The organism is Lentzea sp. NPDC051213 (assembly GCF_044455585.1).
Classification (GTDB): Bacteria; Actinomycetota; Actinomycetes; order Mycobacteriales; family Pseudonocardiaceae; genus Lentzea.
On the sequence record NZ_JBITEX010000003.1, the window covers coordinates 236044 to 260723 of the forward strand.

The following is a 24680-nucleotide window of genomic DNA, read 5'->3' on the forward strand; positions in this document are numbered from 1 at the left end:
CCGAGGTGGCAGCCGAGGGTGAGCCGGGCTCCCGCGGCACCTCGGCCAGGTCGGCCGAGGTGTACAGCCGGTCGTACGCGATCACCCGTGGTTCTCCATCGACCTCTCCAGGGCCTCCTTGGCCTTGCGCGCCATGTCCGCGATGTCCGCCCGCCGCTGCGCATCAGCCTCGTAATCGGCCCGCCGATCCCGCACCACCCGAGCCGGCGCCCCGACCGCGATCCCGTAGTCCGGCACGTCCCCCCGCACCACGGCATGCGCACCCAGCACGCACCCGCGCCCGACGCGAGTGCCGCGCAGCACCGTCACCTTGGCGCCGAGCCAGCAGTCCGGCCCGATCCGCACCGGCGACTTCACGATCCCCTGGTCCTTGATCGGCAGGGTGATGTCCTCGGTCTTGTGGTCGAAGTCGCAGATGTACACCCAGTCCGCGACGAGCGAGGAGGCGCCGATCTCGATGTCGAGGTAGCAGTTGACCGTGTTGTCCTTGCCGAACACGACCTTGTCGCCGATGCGCAGCGACCCCTCGTGGCACCGCAGGGCGTTGCCGTCGCCGATGTGCACCCAGCGCCCGATCTCCATGCGGCCGTAGCCGGGGCGGGCCATGACGTCGACTCGCTTGCCCAAGAACACCATGCCGCGCAGCACCACGTGCGGGTTGAGCAGGCGGAACTTCAGCAGCCGCCAGTACCGGACGAGGTACCAGGGGGTGTACGCGCGGTGGCGCAGGACCCAGCGCAGCGAGGCGAGCGTGAGGAAGCGCGCCTGCTGCGGGTCCCGGCGCGACCTGGCCCAGCGAGTCCACACCGGAGCGCCCCACATCGAAGTCATGGACGGAGACTCTAACTTCGCGGCTCCGAGGGCCGGAAAACGGTTCTAAGGTGTCATGACCACGGCGAACGGAGGCGCGGCATGTGGGCTGTCGTAGGCGTCTGGGAGCTCAGCGCGGAAATGCACGACGAGTGGCGCGCGCAGGTGCCGTTGATGGCATCGAGCAAGGTCGGGACGCCGGGGTTCGTGCACGGCACGTGGACGCAGGACGGTCACGCGACCCAGGTGTTCGACAACGAGGACGACGCGCGTCGCTATCACGCGAAGATGCGCGACGAGGGCTGGCTCGAACGGCCGGGCCTGCGCAACGTCGTGTGGGACGTGGCCGAGGTGGGCGCCGAGTCTCAGGCAGGCTAGGGGCATGGCGATTCCTCTCATCATCGACACCGACCCCGGCGTCGACGACGCGTTCGCGATCGCGCTCGCGGCGCGCAGCCCCGAGGTCAAGCTGGTCGGCCTCACCACGGTCTTCGGCAACGTCGGACTCGAGCACACCACCCGCAACGCACAGCGCCTGCTCGCGCATCTCGGGCGGACCGATGTGCCCGTGGTGAAGGGTGCGGAGGGACCGGGCGGGGCGTCGGACGTGCACGGCGAAGACGGGCTCGGCGGGCAGGCGCACACGTTGCCGGAGAGCGACAAGGGCCTGCACGGGGAGGACGTCACGAAGTTCTTCGCCGACAACCTCACGCCGGACACCGTGGTCGCGGCCATCGGCCCGCTGACCAACATCGCGGCGGCACTCGACGGAGGCATCACGTTCCCGCGGCTGATCGTCATGGGCGGCGGTCTCGGTATCGGCAACATGACGCTGCGCGCCGAGTTCAACTTCTGGGCCGACCCGGAGGCGGCGCAGGTGGTGATCCGCAAGGGCAACCCGATCATCGTGCCGCTCAACCTCACCCAGCGGTGCATCGCCGACACCGAGTTCCTGGCCAACGTCGACCCGGTGCTGAGCAACCTCACCGGCACCTACCGGGAGTACCTCGCCAGGCACTCCGAGCAGAACTTCTCCGAACGTGAAGAAGGCATCCTCGTCCACGACGCGGTGGCCGTCGCCGAGGCGATCGTCCCCGGCACGCTCAAGACCAGGACCCACCTGCTCGACATCGACGACGAGGGTGCGCTCGTCGAGGGGAAGTACCAGGTAGAGGTCGCGGAGGACACCGATTGGCCCGCACTTATGTCCTTCATGGCGCAGCGTTTGTCCGGTTGACGACAATTTCGCTTCACCCTATGGGGTTGGGCGGGCACGGTAAGTAGGGTCCGCGACCATGCAGCGAAGAGTCCTGACAACAGCTGCGGTGGCGGTGGCCATGACATTCGGAGTGGTCCCTGCCTCCGCTCAGCCCCAGATCCAAGTCGTGCCGGACCCCGCGGCACACGTGAATCCCTTCATCGGCACGACCAATCTCGGGAACACCTTCCCCGGAGCGGTCGTGCCGTTCGGCATGTTCTCCTTCAGCCCGGAAGCCAGTCGCGGCAACACCCTGCGCGCCGCGGCTCCCGGTGGGTACCGCTACGACGCGACGAAAATCCGGGGCTTCAGCCTCACCCACATGTCCGGGACAGGATGTGCGGGCGGCTCCGGTGACATCCCGATCTTCCCGCACGTCGGCACCGTCACCACGTCACCGACCACGGACGCCACCGACGCGCTCTACGCGAGCGAGTTCGCGCACGCCGACGAGGTGGCCAAGCCCGGCCGCTACGACGTGACGCTCAAGTCGGGCGCCAAGGCCGAGCTGTCCGCGACCGAACGCACCGGCGCGGCCCGCTTCAGCTTCCCCGCCGACAAGCCGGCCACGGTGCTGATCAACACCTCCAAGTCGCAGGTCGGCTCCAGCGACGCGCAGACCGTGGTCGACAAGGACAAGCGGACGATCACCGGCAGCGTCACGTCCGGCAACTTCTGCGGCTACATCAACCAGGTCGGCCGCCGCAGCTACTACACGCTGCACTTCGTGGCGGAGTTCGACCAGGATTTCACAGAAGTTGGCACGTACCAGGACAACGTTGTCACCCCCGGTAGCACGCAATCCAAGGGCGGCACGACGTACGGCACGAACGGCTGGCCGGTCCTCGGCAAGGGGTCCGGTGCCTACCTCGGGTTCGCGCCCGGCTCGCAGGTCGGTGTCAAGGTCGGCATCTCCTACGTCAGCCTGGACAACGCCAAGCAGAACCTGAAGGCCGAGAACAAGGGCCAGTCCATCGAAGACATGCGGGACAACGCGTACATCGCGTGGCAGAAGCAGCTCAAGCGCATCGAGGTCGGCGGCGGCTCCGATGACGAGCGCACCAAGTTCTACACCGCGCTGTACCACTCCCTGTTGCACCCCAACCTGTTCAGCGACGTCAACGGCGAGTACGCCGGGTTCGACGGCAAGGTCAAGAAGATCAACAAGAGCAGGCAGAAGGCCCAGTACGGCACGTTCTCCGGCTGGGACATCTACCGCTCGCAGCTGCAGCTGCTCACCATGCTGGAACCGCAGGTCGGCTCGGACATCGCGCAGTCGCTGCTCAACCAGGCCGAGCAGAACAACGGCGTGTGGGACCGCTGGACGCACAACAACGGCGGCACGCACGTCATGAACGGCGACCCGGCGCCCATTTCGCTCGCGGCGATCTCGGCATTCGGCGGCGACAAGTACGACATCAAGGCGTCGCTGAAGTCGTTGGTGAAGGCCGCGACCGTGCCGACCAAGCTCGACCTGAGCAAGGACGGCTGGGCCGTGATGTCGGTCGGGCAGCGGCCGTCGCTCGACAAGTACCTGCAGAGCAAGTACATGCCTGCCGTGTCGAACGCATGGGGTGGCGCGGCGGAGACCCTGGAGATCTCCGCGGCGGACTTCGCGATCAGCCAGCTCGCCGAGCGCACCGGTGACAAAAAGACCGCCAAGACGTTCGCCGAGCGCGCGCAGTGGTGGCAGAACAACTTCGACCCGGTGGCGCACAGCTCGGGTGGCTACATCCGCAACCGCAACGCGGACGGCACGTGGGTCAAGGACTTCACGCCGGACACCGGCAACGGGTTCGTCGAGGGCAGCAGCGCCCAGTACACGTGGATGGTCACGCACAACGTCGGCGGGCTCGTGGAGTCCTTGGGCGGCAATGAACGCGCGAACAAGCGGCTCGACGACTTCTTCCACAACGCCGACGGCAGCTGGGCTCTCACCGGTCAGGGCGGCGCCAAGTCCGAACTGGACAACGAGCCGTCGGTGAACGTGCCGTGGCTCTACAACTACACCGGCCAGCCCGCCAAGGCGCAGGAGACGCTGCGGGAGACGATCAACACGCTGTGGAAGAACGCCCCCGGCGGCATCCCCGGCAACGACGACCTCGGCGCGATGTCGTCGTGGTTCGTGTTCACCTCCATGGGCATCTACCCGCAGGTGCCGTCGCGCGCCGAGCTGGTGGTGAGCAGCCCGCTGTTCACGTCGGTGAAGATCAACCGCGGCGGCGGCAAGGACATCACGATCAACGCCCCGGCCGCGAACACGGCGACGAAGTACGTGCAGTCGCTGAAGGTCAACGGTCGCAGCACCTCGAAGACCTGGCTGCCGGAGTCGTTCGTCGAGCGCGGCGGCAGGCTGGACTTCGTGCTCGGCAAGGCGCCTTCCTCGTGGGGCACCGGCGCGGCGGACGCCCCGCCGTCGTTCCGCGACGGAGAACAGCCGATCAAGCACGACCAGCCGTACTACCTCACCGTCGAGCCACGCCAGCTCGTGGTCGAGCCGGGCAAGTCGGTCACGGCGAAGGTCAACGCGGTCAAGCTCTACGACGGTGACCCGAAGGCGACGTACACGATCACCGGACCGGAGGCGCTGAAGTTCACGCCCACCACCGGTGCCGTGCCGGCGGAGTTCACGGTGTCCGCGGAAGCCGGTACCGCCCAGGGCTTCTACGACTTCACCGTCACGGTGACCGTCGAGGGCGCTCCGAAGCCGGTCGTGCTGCCGCAGACGGTGAAGGTCGCTCCGGCGGGCAGCATGCTCGCCGCTGTCAACAACGTCGGTGCCTCCGCCGACGCCGACGGCGAGGGCGACTTCGACGGCGGCGGCTACAGCTACTCGCGGGAGGCGCTGGCCACGGCCGGTCTGCCGCCGGGCGGCACGGCCACCGTCGACGGCCTGACCTACACCTGGCCCAACTCGCCGGCCGGTAGGCCGGACAACGCAACGGCGGCGAAGCAAACGCTTTCCATCACAGGTACCAGGCTCGCGTTCGTCGGTTCCGCGGCCAACGGCGCCCGGACCCGCACCGCCACGGTGACCTTCACGGACGGCACCACCGCCGCTGTGGACATCGGCTTCAGCGACTGGACGCTCGGCGGTGGCGGGCAGACACCGAGCTACGGCAACGTGATCGTCGCAGCCACGCCGTACCGCAACCAGTCGGGCGGCGGCAACGAAAAGGTCGCCACGCACATCTTCGCCACGAAGACGTACGTGGCTCCGGAGGGCAAAACGCTCGCGAGCGTGGTGCTGCCAGAGGATGTCAACATGCACGTTTTTGCTGTGGCACTGGGCTAGTTCGTCGAACGTGGGTGGTTTCTGTGGCGCTAGCTACGGAAACCACCCACGACCTATGGTGTGACGTAAGCCCAAGTGCCGCCGCCTCGCATTGAGCGTGAGGCGCCATGCCCAACTGCGTGCGATCAACGAGGATCGCAGTGCATTCGTGGGACCGGCTGACGAGCGATGCCGTCGCGAGCTGGCTCGACGCACTGCCAGGCTGGCTCGTCGTGGGCACCGCCTGCTCGCCGGAAGACCTGCGATTCCTCTGCCGGCTGAGACCACCCGACATCGTTGTAGGCCAGCTGGAGCAGGTCCTCGTCCCGGACTTTCCACTCGTTACCCTCTGCCCCACCTGCGGACTCGCGTCCCTGCGGGCCTCTTTGGAGCGCGTCGCGCTGGTCCCGATCCGGCGCTGCACGTCCGGCGCGCTGACCGACCGCGAGCTGGAGGTGCTGGCCTTCGTCTGTTCCGGCCAGACCGCCGCGCAGCTCGCCCTGGCCCTGCGGCTCTCCCCGCACACCATCGTCAACTACAAGCGCCGAATCTTCGCCAAGCTCGGCGTGCAAAGTCGCGTGCAGGCGGCCGCGGTGGTCTCGCGGCTCGGTCTCATCCGGACGCAACGCTCGGTGCCGGCCGACCATGAGAACGTTCCCACGCTCACTCATCGCGAGCACGACATCCTGGAGTCGATCGCCCGGGGCGAGTCGGTGCGGCAGACCGCGCACGCGCTGGGGATCGCGGTGAAGACCGTCGAGTCCGAACAGCGGCAGTTGTTCTTCAAGCTCCGGGTGCACAACCGGGCTCAGGCACTTTCGGAGGCGCAGCGGCTCGGATTGCTAACGTAACCGCCCCACCAGCGGATTTCCCAGTGTGACCGAGTTCGAGAAGCGGCTCGTCAGGGCGGCCGAGCGCGGCGAGCCGCTGGTGTGCCCGCCCTCGGCTCCTGCGGTGCGGGCCGAGCTGATCCGGGAGCTGCTGCTCGGCCGGCACGGTGAGCTGGACCCGAGGGGCGTGCAGATCGAGGGCGCTCACATCACAGGCGCGCTCGACCTCGACCGGATAGCCGCGTCCGTAGGGCTCTACCTGTACGACTGCGTCATCGACGAACCGATCGAAGCCCGATACGCCCAGCTGCCGGCCTTGACGCTCCGCGGTGGACAGTGCGCAGGTCTGCAGGCCGACGGCATCCGCATCGACAGCGACCTCTACCTGGAGGGCGGCCTTCGGGCCCAAGGCAACGACAAGCACGGCCTGATCAGGCTGGTCGGCGGCCACATCGGCGGAGACCTGAGCCTGGAGGAGGTGGACCTCACCAACAAGACCGGCCCCGCGGTCGCCGCCGAGCGGGTCCACGTCGACGGCTCCGTGTTCATCCGCCAGAAGATCCGCATCACGGGAGCCCGGGAGAAGGGTGCGATCCATCTGGCCAGCGCCCGCATCTCCGGAGACCTCGAGATGAACGACGCCCGCATCACGAATCTCACCGGTCCCGCGGTGAACGCCGACGACATCCGCATCGAGGGCTCCGCATTCCTGACGCACGGTTTCCGAGCCGTTGGGCACTGCGGGGACTCCGCGGTCTCCTTCGACAACGCCAGCGTGACCCAGAACATCAAGCTCAGCAACGCCGAGATCACCAACAAGAGCGGCTGCGGCTTCGATCTGAACAGCGCCCGCATCGGCGGTGGGGTGTTCTTCGGCAGGCTGGTCAAGATCAGCGGTCACGGCCTGGACGGCGCTGTCGACGTGGCCGGCGCCCGCATCGGCGCGAACCTCGAGCTGGAGGCTGAGGTCATCAACGATCTGGGTCCCGCGGTGAACGCGAACAGCGTCGACGTGGGCGAAGGCCTCTTCCTGCACAACGGGACCCAGCTCACCGCAAGCGACGGCAGGACCGGCGCAATCGAGCTGACCAACGGCCACATCGCCGGAGATCTGGACTTCATCCACGCGGTGGTCACCAACTCGATCGGCTCCGCCGTCGCCGCCGACCAGGTGCACGTCGGCGGACAGCTGGTCCTGAGAGACAAGATCCGGCTGACCGGGAGCGGCGCGAACGGTGCCGTGGTTCTGCGAGGGGCACGCATCAGCCGGTTCGACGGGTGGAGCAAAGCCGAGCTGGAGGTTCGACTGGGGCGCGGCCCGCTGTTGGACCTGCGGGAAATGGTGATCGGAACCTCCGTGACGCTGCCGCCCGCCCTGATGTGCCCCGCCTACGCGTGCGCACACAGGCGCTGGGTGCGGCTGGACGAGTTCTCCTACGCGTCCCTCGGACCGGAGTGGAACTGGCAGCAGTGGCTGCACCTCATCCGCCGCCACACCCCGGCCTACCACGCTTCCGCCTACCAGCGCCTCGCCGCGGTCGAGCGGGCCGCCGGGCACGACGGCACGGTGCGCCGGATCCTCATGGCGCAGCAGACCGATCTCCGCCGCCGCAGCCCGAAGGCGCTGGGTGGCGCGCTGACCCGGTGGTTCCACTGGTTGTGGGGCGTGCTGGCCGGCTACGGCTACCGTTCCCGCCGCACCGCCGCCGCCCTGCTGCTGGTCCTCACGGTCGCCGGGGCGCTCGGCTGGCTGGCGGGTCAGGTGCCGACCCGGCCCGGCCATCTGGCCGCGGAACGCGTCGCCAGTGCCACCACGACCGCTGGAGTGCCCTGTTCCACTGTGGAACTGATCGGCCTCGGGCTGGATCGCGGGCTGCCGCTGGGCACGACCGGGATGCGGGCGAGGTGCGACCTGGACACCGCCGCACGGGCCGGACAGGCTTTCACCGCAGCAATCTGGCTGGTGCAACTCGCCGTGTGGGGGCTGGCGACGCTGGCGCTGGCCGGGTACACGAACCTCGTGCGCAAACCCGGCTGACCTGGAACGGGGGCGTAAGAGTTTTGCGTCCCCTGCATGGTTCTTCGTCCGTGCGGCGGCGAGTGATCTTGCAGAACACTGCGCTGACATGGGCAATCTCACCAGACGAGGATTTCTGGGAGGCGTCGCGGGTGCCAGCGCGGTGACGCTGGCTCCCTCCCCTGCCGCCGCGCAGGTGGCTGCGGAAGCCGCCGCAGCCACCTCGCCCCGGTTCTTCGGACGGATTTTCGGGTTGCCGCCCTTTGCCGAGAACACGCCGCGCGTGCAAGACGCGCTGCGCGCTATGGGCGCACCGGGCGGTCCGCTCGACGCCAGGGATCCGTTGCACGAAGGACCGATTCGACTGATCACCAACCCGGAGCTGAGTCCGGGCAACCTCGACAACCCCTTCAACACCGCGGGAACGACGTTCCTCGGGCAGTTCATCGATCACGACTTCACGTTCGACCTCAACTCACGGCTCGCGGTGCCCGCGGTGCCCGAGCAGAGTCCGAACACGCGGAATCCCACCCTGTCACTGGATTCCGTGTACGGCGGCGGGCCGACGGCCTCGCCGCAGCTGTACGACTCCAACGACAGAGCCAAGTTCCGCGTGGAACACGGCGGGCTGTTCGAGGACCTGCCGCGCAGAAGCGACGGCGTGGCGATCATCGGCGACCCGCGCAACGACGAGAACCTGATCATCTCCGGGTTGCACGTGGCGATGTTGTTGTTCCACAACCGGATCGTGGATCGACTAAGAGAGCAGAACACTCCTGCGGACCGGGTCTTCGCGGACGCGCAACGCACCGTTGTGTGGCACTACCAGTGGATCGTCGTGCACGAGTTCCTGCCGCAGATCATCGGCTTCGGGCTGACCCAGGACATCCTGGCGCACGGCCGGCGTTACTACCGGCCGGCGCAGGGACAGCACTTCATGCCGGTGGAGTTCCAGGGCGCGTGCTACCGGTTCGGGCACAGCCAGGTGCGGCCGTCCTACCGGGCGAACCTGAAGGGAGACGCCAACAACCAACCGTTCTTCGGCTTCATCTTCGACCCCGCGGGCGAAGGGCAGAGCGACCCGGTGGATCTGCGCGGCGGGCGGCGGGCGCGCCGGAGGTTCATCGGGTGGCAGACGTTCTTCGACTTCGGTGACGGCCAGGTGCGACCGAACAAGCGGATCGACACGAACATCTCGACGCCGCTGTTCCGGTTGCCACTGGGCGCCATCGCGGACGGTGCACCACCGATCTCGCTGCCGCAGCGCAACCTGCTGCGGCACCTCACGTGGTCGCTGCCGTCCGGGCAGGAGGTCGCCAAGGCGATGGGCATCCCGGTGCTCGACTCGCTGCCGGAGCTGCGGGAGTTCGGCTTCGACCGCTCGACCCCGCTCTGGTACTACACGCTGCGCGAGGCCGAGACGCTCGGCGACGGAATCTCGCTCGCGGGCGCGACCGCCAGGCTGGTCGGCGAGGTGTTCATCGGGCTGCTTCAACTCGACACCGAGTCGTACCTGAGGCAGCAGCCCAACTGGAAGCCCACGCTGCCGTCGCGCGCCGCCGGTCAGTTCACGATGGTCGACCTGCTCAAGTTCGCCCGCGTCGATCCCTCAAGTCGCGGCCAATAAAGTTGGGTGGTGTTCACCGTTTCCGAGCGCGACCAGCTGCGCACCGACCTGGTCAACGCAGCCGACACCGACCCGCGCGTGGTCGGGGCGGCGTTGACCGGGTCAGTGGCGGTAGGCAGGGAAGACCGCTGGTCCGACATCGACTTCGCGTTGTCGGTCGATCGCGAGATCGACGGCGTCGTCTCCGACTGGACCGCGCTGCTGTACGCGTGCGGCGCGGTCAGCCACCTCGACGTGCGCCGCGGCGCGGTCCTCTTCCGGGTCTTCCTGATGCGCTCGACGCTGCAGGTGGACATCGCGTTCTGGCCGTCGACCGAGTTCGGCGCGACCGGGCCCACGTTCCGGCTGCTCTTCGGCGAGACGAACGAGCTGCCGCAGAACAGCAAGCCCGACCGCGCCGAGCTCGTGGGCCTCGCCTGGCTGCACGGTCTGCACGCTCGCTCGTCCATCGCGCGCGGCCGGGTCTGGCAGGCGCTGTACATGATCAACAACATGCGCGACCACGTGATGTCGTTGCACTGCCTCAACGAAGGGGTCAACGCCGTGCAGGGCCGTGGGCTGGACGATCTGCCGGACACTGGCGTGTTTGCTGGCACGCTTGCGCTCTCGACGCATCCCGACGAGTTGCGCCGGGTGTTCGAGGTGCTCACCGGGCTGCTGGAGGCGGAGATTCACGACTCGGTGCTGGCACAGACGGTGCGGGAGTTGTCTCAGGGTGCAGCAGCGCAGCGGTGACGAGCACTGGCACGGCCGCGGAGCCGCGTACCGCACGACTGGGCGCACGAAGTACTCACCAGGCTGCCGGAAGCCGAGATCAGCGACTCGGCACCGGCACAGCCCGCACCGGAGCTGTCTCACGGAACAGCAGCCCAGCGGTGAGCAGCACCAGCACCGCCGCAGTGCCGTGCACCATGAGCGCGTAACCCACCGTGCCACCGTGCGTCATCACGGCGATGGCATCGCCGATCGGGATGATCGAGTCCGCCAGGACGACCCAGGCCAGCGCTCGCCGGTGCCCCATCACCAGCAGGATCAGGGCCGTCAACCCGTACGCGAGGTCGCGCACGCCCTTCACCACGTAGTAGCCGGCGGGGTCGGCGATGCCGAATCCCGCTGCCGCGCCATCGCCGTTGAGCAGGTAGCCCAGGCCGAACCAGAACCCCGCCAGCACGACGAGCCAGGCCATGATCGTGGTCAAACGCATTGCATCCTCCGAAGGAATCTAGCGCTGCTAGCGACACGAGCGACGCTAACACTAGGAGCGCTCGGATGTCTAGCGGTGCTAGATTCTGCTCGTGACCATCCAGAACCGGCGCGAACGCGAACGCGCCGAGCGCCATCAGCTGATCATCGACGCGGCGAGGGACCTGGCCGAGGCGGAAGGCTGGGACGCGGTCACCACGCGCAGGCTCGCCGAGAAGGTCGAGTACAGCCAGCCAGTGCTCTACAGCCACTTCAAGGGCAAGGACGCGATCGTGCGCGCGGTCGCGATCGAGGGGTGCGGCGAGCTGGCCAGGCAGTTGCGCAAAGCCCGGACCACGCCCGGGAAGTCACGGCTGCAGGTCGCCGCCGAGGCGTACCTGGAGTTCGCCAGGACCAGGCCTGCCCTCTACGACGCGATGTTCGTCCAGGAGGTCGACATCCCGTTCGGCACCGATGAATCACCACAGGAGCTGCGCGACGCGTTCGGTGAGCTCGTCGCGGCCGTCGAACCCGTTGCGGGGGACCGAGATCTGGAAACCCTCACCGAGGTCTTCTGGAGCACGTTGCACGGCATCGCCACGCTCACGCACGGGAAGCGGCTGCGGCCCGATCACCACCAGGCGCGGATCGACCTGGTCGTCAGGTCCTTTCAGCCCGGCACAGCACCATGACCGGCTTGGCGCCGATCCTGGTCAGCACCACCGTCGCCTCGTCCGGCCCGGCGAGTTTCAACCGCCTGCGCAGCGTGTTGGGGTCGATGTCCAGGCCGCGCACCAGGATCTCCAACCGGCCGATCCCGCGCGTCTTCAGCAGGGACTTGATCGCCTTCTCCGTGTAGTGCGCGTGTTCGAGCACGCGGAACGCCCGGATGCCGGCCGGCGGCTTGTCTCCGCTCAGGTACGCGATGCGTTCGTCGAGCTGCCACAGGCCATGCAGTGCCGCGTAGTGCCGCACCAGCCCCGCGCGCACGACCGCACCGTCCGGGTCGATGATCCACTCACCGGGTGGCGCGACCGGGCAGTCGTCCGGCGAGGCATCGGTGATCGTCCACGAAGAGGTGCCGTGGATGACCGTCGCCCGGCGGGAAACCCCTTGCGTGGCAAGGCCGCGCGTCCACAGGCAGGCTTCGCGGACAGCGCCGTCGAGCGACACCAGTTCGACCTCGTCCGCCCAGGGTGCGACCGCGAAGTCGATGCCGGGCGCGCACTTCACGGCGAGATCGGTACCCGCGTAGACCTCCGCCAGCTCGTCCAGCGGCGGCACGAAGTCCTGCGGGTGCCACTTGCGCCGGCCGGAGGAGTCGCGACGGGCCGGGTCCGCGGTGACGGCGGTGGCCTTCGACACGGGGCGCAGGGCATCCGCGCGGACCACGAGCGTGTCCGGAACGTTGTTGCGCGCCATGGCAAGGCGGACCGGGTCGAGGTCGGAACCCAGGCACCGGGCGGCAACCTCGTTCAGCGCCTGGAGATCCGCGCCGATCGAGCAGGTGACGTCGTGGACGTCACGGCCCTTGAACCGCTGCGCGCGATGACGGGCCACGGTCGAGGCGGTGGCCTGCTGGAGGGCGTCGTCGGTGAAGAGCCAGCCGTCCGCTTGGTCCAGTTTGGACAGTGCGCGACGGCGCAGGAGCACGGTTTCCACGACCGGCGCGAAGTTCTCGCCGAGGAGCCTGCGGGCGACGCCGACGTCGCGCAGGCGGGTCGCGTCGGTGAGCGGCAAGGCGTTCACCTCGGTCAAGGCGGCGATTCCGGCGTCGGAGCGCAGGAACGCCACGTCGTCCGAGGTGAACGCGTAACCCACTGCTACTCGGGCTTCCTACCGGTGATCGACACGTTGTAGAACACCTCGCGCGGCAGCACCTTCGCGAAGACGTTCTGGTCCACCCACGAGAGGTTCTGCCAGGTGCGGTAGGCGAACATCGCCCAGCCGAAGCCCAGCTTCTCGCGCGGCACCGCGGCCTCGAACGTGCGCACCGGCCAGCCGAACAGCGCGGCGGACAGCTCGTCGGTGACCGCGCGCACGGAAACGGCACCGGCGCGGCGGGCCGTCGCCTCCAGCTGGTCCGGGTCGAACGTGTGCAGGTCCACGACGGCTTCGAGCGCGGCCGCGCGGGAGGACTCGTCGAGCTCCTCCTGCGGGCGCCGCCAGTCGTTCAGCGCCGGCACCGCCTTGGTGAGGTTGGTGGTCAGCCACCACGTCGCCTGGCCGAGCTTGCGGGCGTAGAAGTTGCCGATGTTCGTCGGGTCGCCCGCGAACACGAACTTGCCGCCCGGCTTGAGCACCCGCTGCACCTCGCGCATGGCCGCCTCCACATCCGGGATGTGGTGCAGCACCGCGTGGCCGACGACGAGGTCGAACGTGTTGTCGTCGTACGGGATCCGCTCCGCGTCCGCGACCCGGCCGTCGACGTCGAGCTCGAGGTGCTTCGCGTTGCGCAGCGCGACCTCGACCATGCCGGGCGAGAGGTCGGTGACCGAGCCCTTCTTGATCACGTCGCCCTGCATGAGGTTCAGCAGGAAGAAGCCCGTGCCGCAGCCCAGTTCGAGCGCGTGCTCGTACGGGCCGACGTCACCGGCGACCGCCTTGAAGCGGTCGACGGCGTAGGTGATGCAGCGGTCGTCGTAGGAGATCGACCACTTCTCGTCGTACGTGCCCGCTTCCCAGTCGTGGTAGAGCACGTTGGCGAGCTTCGCGTCCTGCCACGCCGCCTCGATCTCCTCGGCGGAGGCGTGCGGGTTGGGTGCTGGGTCAGTTGCCACTGAACTTCGCCTTTCCGGGGCCGTTCTCGATGAACGACTCGACGCCCGCCTTCTTGTCCTCCGTCGCGAACAGGGCCGCGAAGAGGTGGCTTTCGAGCTTCAGGCCCGACTCGAGGTCGGTGTCGAGGCCACCGTCGACGGCGGCCTTGGTCGCGGCGAGCGCGAGCACCGGGCCGTTGACGAACTGCTTGGCCCAGCGCACGGCGGCGGCGTACACGTCGTCCGGTGCGACGACCTGGTCGACCATGCCGATCTCCAGCGCCTCCTGGGCGCCGACGAACCGGCCGGTGTAAAGCAGGTCCTTGGTCTTGGCGGGGCCGATCAACCTGGCGAGGCGCTGCGTGCCGCCACCGCCGGGGATCAGGCCGAGCAGGATCTCGGGCTGGCCGAGCTTCGCGTTGTCACCGGCGATGCGGCGGTCGGCGCCCAGCGCGACCTCGAAGCCACCGCCGAGCGCGTACCCGGTGATCGCGGCGACCGTGGGCTTCGGGATGGTGGACAGCGCGCCGAGCGCGTCGGACAGGCCCTTCGCCCGCAGCGTCATCTCGGCGTGGGAGATCTGCGCGAACTCCTTGACATCCGCACCGGCCGCGAAGACCTTCTCGCCGCCGTAGACGATGACCGCGTAGACGTCGGACCGCTCCGAAGCCTCCTTGGCGGCCGCCTGGAGCTCGGTCTGCACCTGCCGGTTCAGGGCGTTCATCGGCGGCCGATCCAGCCGGATCGTCCCGATCCCGTCCTCGACTTCCAGCTTCACGAACTCAGCCACGCAGTCCTCCTCGTTCTCGCGACGGCGGTGTCACGTTACCCGTCGGTAGCTTGTCAGACCTTCCGGCGGGCGAAGTAGCGCTCCCCCGACTTTTGCAGTTCGAGGTCCTGGGCGAAGGTCTTCGAGAGGTTCTCCTCGGTGAGCACGTCGTCCAGCAGGCCCTGAGCGACGATCGAGCCCTCGCGGAGCAGGAGCGCGTGCGTGAAGCCCGGCGGGATCTCCTCGACGTGGTGCGTGACGAGGATGGTGGCCGGTGCGTCCGGGTCCATGGCCAGCTCCGACAGCTTGGCCACGAGGTCCTCGCGGCCGCCGAGGTCGAGGCCCGCGGCGGGCTCGTCGAGCAGGAGCATCTCGGGGTCGGTCATCAGCGCACGGGCGATCAGCGTGCGCTTGCGCTCGCCCTCGCTCAACGTGCCGTAGAGGCGGTCGGCCAGGTGCTCGATGCCGAGGGTGTCGAGCAGCTCGCGGGCGCGGTCGGTGTCCAGCTTGCCGTAGGCCTCGCGCCAGCGGCCCAGCACCGCGTAGCCCGCGGACACGACCAGGTCGACGACCGTCTCGTCGGCCGGGACGCGGCCGTTCAGGGCGGCGCTGCACAGGCCGATGCGGGGCTTGAGCTCCTGGACGTCGGTCTTGCCCAGGCGTTCGCCCAGGAGGTGGACCTTGCCCCGGGTCGGGTGCAGCTCGGCGCTCGCCAGCCGCAGGAGGGTGGTCTTGCCCGCGCCGTTGGGGCCGAGGACCACCCAGCGCTCGTCCAGCTCCACGCTCCAGTCGATGTTGCCGACCAGCGTGTTTTTGCCCCGGCGGACCGACACGCCCGCCATGTGCACGACCAGATCTGTCACGTCGACGTCCGCCACGGCTCCATTCTTCCCAACGCCCTCCCCCCGCCCACCCATCGGGGGTGTCCAGGACGTCACGCGGGGGCCCCGCGTTCCCCTGGAGGTAACGCGGGGCCCCCGCGTTACTTTCGAAAGGTGGGCTCGCTGCGCCGGCTGGCTGAACTCTCAAGTTTTTTGTCGGTGGCGGATGCCAAGATCGGAGGTATGGCTACGCGACCCGAGTCCGAGGTGCTGGCAGGCCGTCCGTTCCCACTGGGGGCACACGCCGAGGCAGGCGGTGTCCGGTTCGCGGTGACGTCCCACGTCGCTGATGCGGTCGAGGTGTGCCTGATCGGGGACGACGGGACCGAGAAGCGGGTCGAGCTGACCGAACGAACGTTCGGCGTGTGGCACGGACTGGTGCCCGGGGTGACGCCGGGGCAGCGGTACGGGTTCCGGGTCCACGGGCCCTACGACGCGGGCCGCGGGCTGCGGTGCAACCCGGCAAAACTGCTGGTAGACCCGTACGCGCGGCAGATCAGCGGGCGGATCACGGACGTCGAGGCCGCGCTCGGGTACGTCGGCGACCCGATGCACGGGCCGCCCTCGGCGGTCGACTCGCTGGGCTCGGTCCCGCTCAGCGTGGTCAGCTCGCCGGGCGGAGCGGACACTGGCGTGAAGCCAGAAGTGCCGTTCGAAGAGGCCGTCATCTACGAGATGCACGTCAAGGGCTTCACGAAGAAGCATCCGGACATCCCGGAGAAGCTGCGCGGCACGTACCTGGGGCTGGCACATCCGGCCGCGATCGAGCACCTGACCCGGCTCGGGGTCACTTCGGTCGAGTTGCTGCCGGTGCAGGCTTTTCAGGACGAGCCGTCGCTGCTCCAGCGGAACGCGACCAACTACTGGGGGTATTCGCCGCTCGGGTACTGCGCGCCGCACGCGGCGTATGCGAGCGAGCCCGGCCGGGAGGTCCAGGAGTTCCGGACGATGGTGGCGGCGATGCACGGCGCCGGCATCGAGGTGCTGATCGACGTCGTCTACAACCACACGTGCGAGGGCGGGCCGGACGGGCCGACGATCTGCTTCCGCGGGTACGACGCTCCCGGCTACTACCTGCACGCGGGCGGCGGCAGCACGGTGGACATCACGGGGTGCGGCAACACGCTGGACGCCGGATCACCGCAGGTCGTGCGCCTGATCACGGACTCGCTGCGGTACTGGGCGGACGAGATGGGCGTGGACGGGTTCCGGTTCGACCTCGCGTCCACGATGGGACGGCCGGGTGGCGGTTTCTTCGACCGCGACTCGGCTCTGCTCACGGCCATCACCACCGATCCGGTGCTGTGCCGGTCCAAGCTGATCGCGGAGCCGTGGGACGCGACGGGCGACGGGTACCGGGTCGGCGACTTCGGGGTGCAGTGGGCCGAGTGGAACGGGCGCTACCGCGACACGGTCCGCGACTTCTGGCGCGGGCACACGTCGGTGCGCGATCTCGCGTACCGGCTCTCGGGTTCTTCCGACCTCTACGCGGACGACCTGCGCCGGCCGTGGCAGTCGATCAACTTCATCACCGCGCACGACGGGTTCACGTTGCGGGATCTGGTGTCCTACAACGACAAGCACAACGAGGAGAACGGCGAGCAGGGCCGCGACGGCACGAACGACAACCGGTCGTGGAACTGCGGGGCCGAGGGCGAGACCACCGAGCAGGACATCCTCACGCTGCGGGCCAAGCAGGCGCGCAACCTGCTCGCGACGCTGGTGCTGTCCACCGGCACGCCGATGATGGTCGCGGGCGACGAGATGTGGCGCACCCAGGGCGGCAACAACAACCCCTACTGCCTCGACAACGCCGTGTCGTGGGTCGACTGGACGGAGACGGACGCGGGCACGGCGCTGCTCGGGTTCACCCAGCGGCTCATCGATCTCCGGTCGTCCTCCCCCGCCCTGCGCCAGCCCGAGTTCTTCGAGGGCCGCACGACGCCCAGCGGCAACCCGGACCTGGTGTGGTTCCGGCCGGACGGGCTGGAGATGGCGGAGACCGACTGGTTCGACGAGGGGCGCCGCACGCTGGGGATGTTCATCGACGGCTCGAACTGCCTCTCGCGCACACGGGACGGCGAGCTCGTGTCGGACGACTCGTGGCTGTTGCTGATGCACGCCGGTGCGGACGCGATCACGGTGACGCTGCCGCACGAGCGGTACGGCCCGTCGTACGAGCCGTACCTGGACACCACGACGCTCGACGGCTCGCCCGCCGATCCCACGTCCGCTCTGCCCCGGACGAAACTGCAGGTGGAGGCACGCTCGTTGCTGCTGCTCCGCGTGCCGCGCTGAGAGGTCAGCCGGGCAGGTCGATGTACTCGTGCGGGTCGGCCGCCGCCGGGTCGATCATGAGCTTGCCGACGCTGTGGTAGCCGAGCGCGTACCGGCCGTGCCTCGGGTCCCAGCGGCTGTACTCGGCCAGCGCCTGCTGTTTGCGCGCGAACTGCCGCGGGCTGAGCGGCAGCACGAAGTCGGCGGTGCGCTCGTCCTGCGGGTAGGTGTAGCCGTAGACCCAGTAGTAGCGGAAGTCGCTGAGGCGGCCTTCCAGCCCGGCGGCGGCTTCGCGGCACGCCTTGTGCGTCAGGTTCGGCTCGTCCGGGGGCGATCCGTGGATCACGTCGCGGTACCCGTTGACCAGCTTGTGGGACGCACCGGGATACCGGGCCTCGAACTCGAGGATCGTGTCGCGGACCTCCCGCACGAACCCGGCGTAGTCGGTCCACGCGGAGTCCGGGCGGTCGCGGACGACGATCTGGTCGACGCCGAGCCCGCGTCCGGCCGCGATGAACTCGGCCGTGCGCCCGTGGACGATGTCGTCCTGCACCAGGTTGAAGTCGTGGTTCCCGCCGCCTGGGCAGTCTGTCCCCAGAGGACAGTCGGACGCGCCGTTCATGATGTCGAGCAGGCCGCCGTTCTCGCCGCGGGTGAGCAGCACGAGGATGACCCGCCGCCCGGCCTCCTTGTGCTCGCGGATCGACCCGGCCATGGCGAGCGACTCGTCGTCCTGATGCGGCGAGTAGAAGATCGCGGGCGGCGCGGCGGCTTCGGCCGTGCCCGTGGGCAGCAGGGCTGCGGCGGCACCGAGTGCGAGCGCCTTGCGGCGGCTGAGCTCCATGACGAGGTGCCTACGCAATGTGGTCGTTCGACTGCAACCTCTGGTGTAGACCACAGACCAGCCAGTGGACGCTCTAGCCACTCTCCGTGCGCGTCTGGCACCATCGGTGACGTGCCGGTCCACTTCTTCTGGTCTGACCGCACGATCGACCTCCTCCTCGTGGCGTCGTGCGGGTGTAGCTCGACGCGACGCATGCGCTGAGCCGCTGCGTCGCGTCTTGATCGCTACCCCGTACCGACGTGGCAATCAGGAGCGAGCCGGTGACTTCGACGATCTCCGAGTACGACCTGCACCCAGCGCTGGACAGTCAGCTGCTGCGTGACGTGATCCACCCGTCCCGATCTCTGTGGACGCCGCGCGAACTGCGCGACCTGACCTCTTTCGTGTCGAGCGAGCTGACCACGGGCCTGCTCTCGATCCTCGACTACTCGACCGAGCGCCGATGGTGGGCGCGGCTCGGCCTCACCGAGGGCGTGGAGCTGTGGCTCCTGTCGTGGCTGCCCGGCCAGGGCACCCAGCCGCACGACCACGGCGGCTCGGCGGGCTCGTTCACCGTCCTGACCGGCGCTCTGCAGGAGGACTACCGCTACCCCGCCGGTCCGATCCGGTCCGCGGTCCGCAACACCGGCGACGTGCTCGGCTTCGGCTCCGGGCGCGCGCACCAGGTGACGAACCCGTTCGCAACGCCGGCCGCGACCGTCCACGCCTACTCGCCACCGCTCGTGCCGACCCGCGAGTACGCGTCGCTGCTGGACATCCCGGACTCGATCCCACCGCTGCCCGCGCAGCGCCTTCCCCTGTCCGAACTGCGTCAGCTGGCCGACCAGGAGGGCCCGTGAGCAACGTCGACACCTATCTCGCCGAGGCGAGGTCCGAGCTGAAGCGGCTGACGCCGCTCGAGGTGCTCGGACTGCCGGAAGTGCTGGTCGTGGACATCCGGCCGCACCACAACCGGCTCGCCGAGGGCGAGATCGAGAACTCCGTCGTGGTCGAGCGGATCGTGCTGGAGTGGCGGCTCGACCCGACCGGCGAGTGGCGGTTGCCGGGGTTCACCGCCGAGACGCCCGTGGTCGTGGTGTGCAACGAGGGGTACTCGTCTTCTCTTGCCGCACGGGATCTCAAGCGGTTGGGGCTGGAGAACGCCACCGACCTCGTTGGGGGGTATCGGGCTTGGCGGGCTGAGGGGCTGCCGATTCGGGAGGGTGGCTCGCAGGCGGTGGTGTGATGGGCGTCGGCTCGCCCGGCGGCCCGCAGGCAGTCGTGTGACGCGGCGCCTGGGTCGCGCCAACCCGGAACCGCCGCCACGCCGGTAGCGTCTGGAGATCGTGACAGTTGTGCGCTGGGTCGTGACGGCCCTGGTGGTGGCAGGCACGATCGCCTGGACCCTCACCGACTGGTACCTCGGCCTGGCCGGTGCGCTCGCCGGGCTCCTGCTGGAGCTCACCGCCGCCCAGGCGGGTCTCGCGCTCGGCGCCGTCCTGTTCGGACTCCGGATCACGCACGTGATCATCGGGATCGGCAGCGAGCTCAAGTCGTGGACCTGGACGCACCGGCGGATCGTGCTGCGCAACGTGCCGGTGCTCGCCACCATCGGCATCACCGGGCTGAAGCCGGGGGTGCGCAGGCGGACCGTCCTCGCCGGGGCCACCGCGATCGTCTTCTGCGCGGCGATCGCGGGGGGCACGTGGCTGCTCACCGGGGCGGCGTTCGGCAAGGGCATGGCGCTGGCCGCCACGGCGTGCTTCCTGCTGCAGCTCAGGCCGGTCGAACAGCCCGGTCACACCAGCCTCGGCTGGTTCATCTTCACGCTGCCGAAGCTCACCGGCCGGCCGCTCGGCGAGCTGGAGGCGCGGCCTCGGGTACTGGCCGGCATGGACGCCTACCACCGCGGCGACATCGAGGAGGCCGAGCGGATCCACGCCGAACTGCTGCGGGACCACCCCGACCTGCTCACGGTCGTCGGGCTCAAGGTCGTGACGGCCTGTGCGCGCGAGCGGTATCTCGAAGCGCTGCAGACGGTGATCGGGTTGAACGGGCGGCAGGACCTGGGGCAGCGCGAGCTCGCGTTCATCATGGCCACCACGGCCGGGGTCGCGGTGCAGGCGGTGGAGGCCGGGCAGTTCCCCGAGGACGTCGGGCTGGAGACGGCGCGGAGCATGCTCGACAACGCCTACCTGGCCGGCTATCCGAAGCACCGGGCCAACGGGACGCTCGCCGTGATGGCGTTGATCGAGGGCGACACCGCGAAGGCTCGTCAGCTCGCGGGGTGGGCCGCGGAGAGCAGCGAGAACGCCCTGGGCCGTGCCGAGGACCTGATCACGATCGCACGGGCGTGGATGGCGGACGGGAACAACGCGAAGGCCCGCGAACTCGCGGCCGAGGCGCACGCGCTCGCGGGCTGGAATCCGCGGGTGGCGGCGACCCGCGCCCGTCTGGAGATCAGCTGAGGCCTGCCGGTAGCCCGGCCGCACCGACGTTGTGCCGCCGCCACCAGCAATCGCAGGCTAGCCAAACGATCTCGCGGAAAACGCATCTGTCGCACCATTGTGTGCATTCCCGAAAAGGCCTTGAACCCGGACCAACGGGTGACCGCGCAGCTCGCAACAGCTATTCCGCGCTGACCGGAATACTACGGACCGCACACAGGGAAAGGGCCCGTCACCGAGACCGGTGACGGGCCCTTTCCCACCCCGCGCGTGAGATCAGCTGTTTTCGACGGGCAGACTCGGCAGGCCCGGCAGTGCCGGCAGGCCACCGGGAGGTGCCGGTAGACCACACTTGCTCAGTAGCTCGGTGACGGTCTTCAGCAACGTCGTCAGAATCCCGGTGATCTTGCCGACGTCCGGCAGGCCACCGCCCGCGGCGCCCAGGATGGTGCCGCCGAGGCCCGCGATGGTCGAGATCAGGTTCAGCACGACCGGCAGGCACTGGTCGACCGGACCGGTGTACTCGGCGGCCTTCACCGGCAACGGCACCGGCGCACTCACCGGCAGCGCGGGCAGGCAGCCGGAGCTCTGCAACGCGGACACCAGGCCGAGCAGATCACCGATCAACGGTGTCACGGCGCCCACGTTCGGCAGGGGCAACAAGCTGCTGACGGCCTTGGTGAGCTTTCCGGCGAGGTCCTGGACGAGGCCGGCGCAGGCGGCTGGGAGTTCTGGCGCGGCGGGCGACGCACTGGCAGCCGGGATTGATGAGGCGGTGAACAGAGCTGCGGCGAGCGAGAGTGCGGTAATCGTTTTCTTCACGGCTACCTTCTTCCTCAATGCGCAATTCACTGGAGCCGCGCCGGAAATGCCGATTAGGAATTCTGGTGCGGTTCATTCCATGCGATGAAGCGTAAGCCCGTGCACGCACCCCTACCAGCGGAGATCGCGAATTCACCCACTCGAAAAAGCCCTCATTCGATTGAGGGAAGGCCCTGAATCGTGCACACGCCTGAACCAGGTCACGAGCAGTTATCAGGGAACAAAGAAGACGGACACATCAGGGCATCCAGCCCGCCGTTTGAAGGCGAACTGGATGCCCTGTGTTGATCTAACTGGCGAGAACGACCCTGCCAAGTTCCGCAGACGTCGCCAACAGGCCGTGCCGCGGCAGCACGCGCACGGTGTAGCCGAGCGCACCGGCGTGCGGCAGCGGCACCTCGGCCTCGTAGTTGCCGTTGCCCGCGTAGTTCATCGGCGCGGTGACGATCTCCTTCAACTCGTCGGAGTCGTTGGACACCTTGCCGAGCACGACCTGAACGTCCACTTCGGACGGCTCCAGCCCGGCCAGCTCGACCCGCGCCCGCACGATGACGGGCGAGCCCAGCACCGGCACGGATGAGCCGCCGAGCACCAGGTCGCTGTCGAGCACGCGCACCCGCGTCCACGACGCGCGCAGCCGGTGCCGGTACGCGGACAGCTCCTTCGCGCCGCGGTAGCCCTCACCGACGACGTTCTGGGCGGACGCGGCGGCCGGCGCGTAGTAGGTCTCCACGTACTCGCGGACCATGCGCGACGCCTGCACGACCGGGCCGAGCGAGGCCAGCGTGTGCCGGACCATCGACATCCAGCGGGTCGGCACGCCGTCCTCGCCGCGGTCGTAGAACAGCGGCGCGACCTGCGAGCCGAGCAGGTCGTACAGCGCGTTGGCCTCCAGGTCGTCGCGGCGGACCGGGTCGTTCACGCCGTCCGCGGTCGGGATGGCCCAGCCGTTCGAGCCGTCGTACAGCTCGTCCCACCAACCGTCGCGGATGGACAGGTTGAGGCCGCCGTTCAGCGCCGCCTTCATGCCGGACGTGCCGCACGCCTCGAGCGGGCGCATCGGGTTGTTCAGCCACACGTCGCAGCCCCAGTACAGGTACCGGGCCATGGACATGTCGTAGTCGGGCAGGAACACGATCCGGTGCCGCACGCCCGCCTCGTCGGCGTAGCGCACGATCTGCTGGATCAGCGCCTTGCCGCCGTCGTCGGCAGGGTGCGACTTGCCGGCCACCACGAGCTGCACGGGCCGTTCGGGGTGCAGCAGCAGCCCACGCAGGCGCTCCGGGTCGCGCAGCATCAGCGTGAGGCGCTTGTACGTCGGCACACGGCGGGCGAACCCGACGGTCAGCACGCCCGGATCGAACACCGAGTCGGTCCAGCCGAGCTCCAGCGCCGACGCGCCGCGCTGCAGCCACGATTCGCGCAACCGCCGGCGCACCTCGTCCACCAGGCGGCCGCGCAACGTCGACCGCAGCTCCCACAGGCCCGCGTCGGTGACCGGCTGGAACGCGCCGATGCCGAGTCCGGAGCTGGTCTGGGTGTCCGCTTCGGACGCACCGAGCAGCTTGCTCATCTCGGTCGCCGCCCAGGTCGGCCCGTGCACGCCGTTGGTGACCGAGCCGATCGGCACCTCGGTGGCGTCGAAGCCAGGCCAGAGGCCGCGGAACATGTCCCGGCTGACCTCACCGTGCAGTTTGGACACACCATTCGCGCGCTGTGCCAGCCGCAGGCCCATGTGGGCCATGTTGAACATGCCGGGGTTGTCCTCGGCGCCCAGCGCGAGGATGCGCTGCGTGTTCACGCCGGGCACGAGCTGCTCGGCGCCGAAGTAGTGCTGCACCAGGTCGACCGGGAACCTGTCGATGCCTGCGGGCACCGGCGTGTGCGTGGTGAACACGGCACCGGCGCGCGCGGCCGTGAGCGCCTGGTCGAAGTCGAGGCCGTCGTTGGTGATGTACTCGCGGATCCGCTCCAGGCCGAGGAAACCCGCGTGGCCCTCGTTGGTGTGGAACACCTCGGGCTGCGCGTGGCCGGTCAGTTCGCAGAACGTGCGAACCGCCCGGACACCACCGATTCCGGCGAGGATCTCCTGGCGGATGCGGTGGTTCTGGTCGCCGCCGTAGAGCCGGTCGGTGACGCCGCGCAGGTCCTCGTCGTTCTGCTCCACGTCCGAGTCGAGCAGCAGCAGCGGCACCCGGCCGACCTGCGCCCGCCAGATCTTCGCGCGCAGCATCCGGTCGCCCGGCATCGCGACGTGCACGAGCAACGGCAGCCCGGACGGCTCGGTCAGCAGCTCGAGCGGCAGGCCACGCGGGTCGAGCGCCGGGTAGTGCTCCTGCTGCCAGCCGTCGAGCGACAGCGACTGCCGGAAGTACCCCGAGCGGTAGAGCAGGCCGACCGCGATCAGCGGCACGCCCAGGTCGGACGCGGCCTTGAGGTGGTCACCGGCGAGGATGCCGAGACCGCCCGAATAGTTCGGCAGCGCCTCGTGCACGCCGAACTCCATCGAGAAGTACGCGACCGACGTCGGCAACGGCGTGTCGTTCGTGGCCCCGTGCTCGCGGCGCTGGGCGATCTCGTCCTGACGGCGCTGGTACCAGCGCGGCCCGTCGACGTACCGCTCCAGATCGGAGGCGAGCGCGTTCAGCCTCAGCAGGAACTGCTCGTCTCTCGCGAGCGCCTCCAGTTTTCCGGCGTCGACGACGGAGAGCAGGCGCAACGCGTCGCCACCCACCTCTGACCAGACACGTGCGTCGATCGAGGCGAAGAGATCCTGCGTGGGCGGATGCCACGTCCAGCGCAGATTGGTGGCGAGCGTGGTCAGCGCGGACAGGGGCTCCGGCAGGCTGGCGCGGACGGTGAACCGGCGAAGTGCTCGCATGCCGAGGCAACTTACCTGCCACC

The 24680-nt window shown here is 68.9% G+C and carries 21 protein-coding genes; 12 read left to right on the forward strand and 9 right to left on the reverse strand.

The features are described 5' to 3' along the window. Positions 1–81: 81 nt before the first annotated feature. On the reverse strand, positions 82–831 hold the full coding sequence (locus ACIA8G_RS14635; RefSeq protein ID WP_396418935.1) for an acyltransferase: 750 nt from the start codon (positions 829–831) through the stop codon (positions 82–84). A gap of 81 nt (positions 832–912) precedes the next feature. Here ACIA8G_RS14635 and ACIA8G_RS14640 point away from each other — a divergent pair, with 81 nt between their 5' ends. From ACIA8G_RS14640 to ACIA8G_RS14670, 7 genes are all read left to right on the forward strand, one after another. Next, on the forward strand, positions 913–1188 hold the full coding sequence (locus tag ACIA8G_RS14640; RefSeq protein WP_396418936.1) for a hypothetical protein: 276 nt from the start codon (positions 913–915) through the stop codon (positions 1186–1188). Between the two features lie 4 nt (positions 1189–1192). Next, entirely contained in the window at positions 1193–2047 is an 855-nt protein-coding gene (locus ACIA8G_RS14645) for a nucleoside hydrolase (RefSeq protein WP_396418937.1), read from the forward strand. A 58-nt stretch (positions 2048–2105) separates the two neighbouring features. Then, positions 2106–5363, forward strand: a complete 3258-nt coding sequence (locus ACIA8G_RS14650; RefSeq protein ID WP_396418938.1) for a GH92 family glycosyl hydrolase — start codon at positions 2106–2108, stop codon at positions 5361–5363. Positions 5364–5503: 140 nt separating this feature from the next. Then, the gene (locus ACIA8G_RS14655; RefSeq protein WP_396418939.1) at positions 5504–6193 is read left to right on the forward strand and encodes a response regulator transcription factor; all 690 of its coding nucleotides are present in this window, start codon (positions 5504–5506) and stop codon (positions 6191–6193) included. A 25-nt stretch (positions 6194–6218) separates the two neighbouring features. After that, positions 6219–8210, forward strand: coding sequence for a hypothetical protein (locus ACIA8G_RS14660; RefSeq protein ID WP_396418940.1), 1992 nt, complete (start codon positions 6219–6221; stop codon positions 8208–8210). 88 nt (positions 8211–8298) lie between these two features. Then, positions 8299–9816 carry a heme peroxidase family protein gene (locus ACIA8G_RS14665; RefSeq protein WP_396418941.1) on the forward strand — a complete coding sequence of 506 codons (1518 nt, stop codon included), beginning with the start codon at positions 8299–8301 and terminating at the stop codon, positions 9814–9816. Between the two features lie 9 nt (positions 9817–9825). Further along, complete coding sequence (locus ACIA8G_RS14670; protein WP_396418942.1) at positions 9826–10551, forward strand: nucleotidyltransferase domain-containing protein; 726 nt, start codon at positions 9826–9828, stop codon at positions 10549–10551. A 79-nt stretch (positions 10552–10630) separates the two neighbouring features. Here ACIA8G_RS14670 and ACIA8G_RS14675 read toward each other — a convergent pair whose 3' ends face one another. After that, a complete protein-coding gene (locus ACIA8G_RS14675; protein WP_396418943.1) occupies positions 10631–11020 on the reverse strand; it encodes a DUF4267 domain-containing protein in 390 nt (129 codons plus the stop codon). 91 nt (positions 11021–11111) lie between these two features. Between ACIA8G_RS14675 and ACIA8G_RS14680 the strand changes: the two genes are divergently transcribed. Beyond that, positions 11112–11690, forward strand: a complete 579-nt coding sequence (locus tag ACIA8G_RS14680; protein ID WP_396418944.1) for a TetR/AcrR family transcriptional regulator — start codon at positions 11112–11114, stop codon at positions 11688–11690. Here the strand turns inward: ACIA8G_RS14680 and ACIA8G_RS14685 are convergent. From ACIA8G_RS14685 to ACIA8G_RS14700, 4 genes are read right to left on the reverse strand one after another with little or no spacing between them, the layout of a single operon-like run. Continuing rightward, on the reverse strand, positions 11659–12819 hold the full coding sequence (locus ACIA8G_RS14685) for a class I SAM-dependent methyltransferase (protein WP_396418945.1): 1161 nt from the start codon (positions 12817–12819) through the stop codon (positions 11659–11661). The genes ACIA8G_RS14680 and ACIA8G_RS14685 overlap by 32 nt on opposite strands. 2 nt (positions 12820–12821) lie before the next feature. Continuing rightward, a complete protein-coding gene (locus ACIA8G_RS14690; protein ID WP_396418946.1) occupies positions 12822–13778 on the reverse strand; it encodes a class I SAM-dependent methyltransferase in 957 nt (318 codons plus the stop codon). Continuing rightward, positions 13768–14547, reverse strand: coding sequence for an enoyl-CoA hydratase/isomerase family protein (locus ACIA8G_RS14695; RefSeq protein WP_396418947.1), 780 nt, complete (start codon positions 14545–14547; stop codon positions 13768–13770). Before ACIA8G_RS14695 ends, ACIA8G_RS14690 begins: the two co-directional genes overlap by 11 nt. A gap of 53 nt (positions 14548–14600) precedes the next feature. Beyond that, complete coding sequence (locus ACIA8G_RS14700; RefSeq protein WP_396418948.1) at positions 14601–15443, reverse strand: ABC transporter ATP-binding protein; 843 nt, start codon at positions 15441–15443, stop codon at positions 14601–14603. 147 nt (positions 15444–15590) lie between these two features. Between ACIA8G_RS14700 and glgX the strand changes: the two genes are divergently transcribed. Beyond that, complete coding sequence (gene glgX / locus ACIA8G_RS14705; protein WP_396418949.1) at positions 15591–17705, forward strand: glycogen debranching protein GlgX; 2115 nt, start codon at positions 15591–15593, stop codon at positions 17703–17705. A 4-nt stretch (positions 17706–17709) separates the two neighbouring features. On the opposite strand, the gene ACIA8G_RS14710 is transcribed toward glgX, so the two are convergent. Then, entirely contained in the window at positions 17710–18528 is an 819-nt protein-coding gene (locus ACIA8G_RS14710; RefSeq protein WP_396418950.1) for a PIG-L deacetylase family protein, read from the reverse strand. Between the two features lie 260 nt (positions 18529–18788). Here ACIA8G_RS14710 and ACIA8G_RS14715 point away from each other — a divergent pair, with 260 nt between their 5' ends. The 3 genes from ACIA8G_RS14715 (at position 18789) to ACIA8G_RS14725 (ending at position 20975) form a co-directional block, all read left to right on the forward strand. Further along, positions 18789–19367 carry a cysteine dioxygenase gene (locus tag ACIA8G_RS14715; RefSeq protein ID WP_396418951.1) on the forward strand — a complete coding sequence of 193 codons (579 nt, stop codon included), beginning with the start codon at positions 18789–18791 and terminating at the stop codon, positions 19365–19367. After that, complete coding sequence (locus ACIA8G_RS14720; RefSeq protein WP_396418952.1) at positions 19364–19753, forward strand: rhodanese-like domain-containing protein; 390 nt, start codon at positions 19364–19366, stop codon at positions 19751–19753. The genes ACIA8G_RS14715 and ACIA8G_RS14720 overlap by 4 nt, the downstream gene beginning before the upstream one ends. Before the next feature lie 100 nt (positions 19754–19853). Continuing rightward, positions 19854–20975 (forward strand): hypothetical protein, encoded by a 1122-nt coding sequence (locus tag ACIA8G_RS14725; protein ID WP_396418953.1) that lies wholly within the window; start codon positions 19854–19856, stop codon positions 20973–20975. A gap of 255 nt (positions 20976–21230) precedes the next feature. On the opposite strand, the gene ACIA8G_RS14730 is transcribed toward ACIA8G_RS14725, so the two are convergent. Beyond that, complete coding sequence (locus ACIA8G_RS14730) at positions 21231–21776, reverse strand: hypothetical protein (protein WP_396418954.1); 546 nt, start codon at positions 21774–21776, stop codon at positions 21231–21233. A gap of 289 nt (positions 21777–22065) precedes the next feature. Then, the gene (gene glgP, locus ACIA8G_RS14735) at positions 22066–24657 is read right to left on the reverse strand and encodes an alpha-glucan family phosphorylase (protein ID WP_396418955.1); all 2592 of its coding nucleotides are present in this window, start codon (positions 24655–24657) and stop codon (positions 22066–22068) included. Positions 24658–24680 lie beyond the last annotated feature (23 nt).

Bases quoted from the DNA above. Each gene is read 5' to 3' on its own strand.
- ACIA8G_RS14635 (WP_396418935.1), bottom strand. From the start codon at position 831: ATGACTTCGATGTGGGGCGCTCCGGTGTGGACTCGCTGGGCCAGGTCG.
- ACIA8G_RS14640 (WP_396418936.1), top strand. From the start codon at position 913: ATGTGGGCTGTCGTAGGCGTCTGGGAGCTCAGCGCGGAAATGCACGAC.
- ACIA8G_RS14645 (WP_396418937.1), top strand. From the start codon at position 1,193: ATGGCGATTCCTCTCATCATCGACACCGACCCCGGCGTCGACGACGCG.
- ACIA8G_RS14650 (WP_396418938.1), top strand. From the start codon at position 2,106: ATGCAGCGAAGAGTCCTGACAACAGCTGCGGTGGCGGTGGCCATGACA.
- ACIA8G_RS14665 (WP_396418941.1), top strand. From the start codon at position 8,299: ATGGGCAATCTCACCAGACGAGGATTTCTGGGAGGCGTCGCGGGTGCC.
- ACIA8G_RS14675 (WP_396418943.1), bottom strand. From the start codon at position 11,020: ATGCGTTTGACCACGATCATGGCCTGGCTCGTCGTGCTGGCGGGGTTC.
- ACIA8G_RS14700 (WP_396418948.1), bottom strand. From the start codon at position 15,443: ATGGGTGGGCGGGGGGAGGGCGTTGGGAAGAATGGAGCCGTGGCGGAC.
- glgX (WP_396418949.1), top strand. From the start codon at position 15,591: ATGGCTACGCGACCCGAGTCCGAGGTGCTGGCAGGCCGTCCGTTCCCA.
- ACIA8G_RS14710 (WP_396418950.1), bottom strand. From the start codon at position 18,528: ATGGAGCTCAGCCGCCGCAAGGCGCTCGCACTCGGTGCCGCCGCAGCC.
- glgP (WP_396418955.1), bottom strand. From the start codon at position 24,657: ATGCGAGCACTTCGCCGGTTCACCGTCCGCGCCAGCCTGCCGGAGCCC.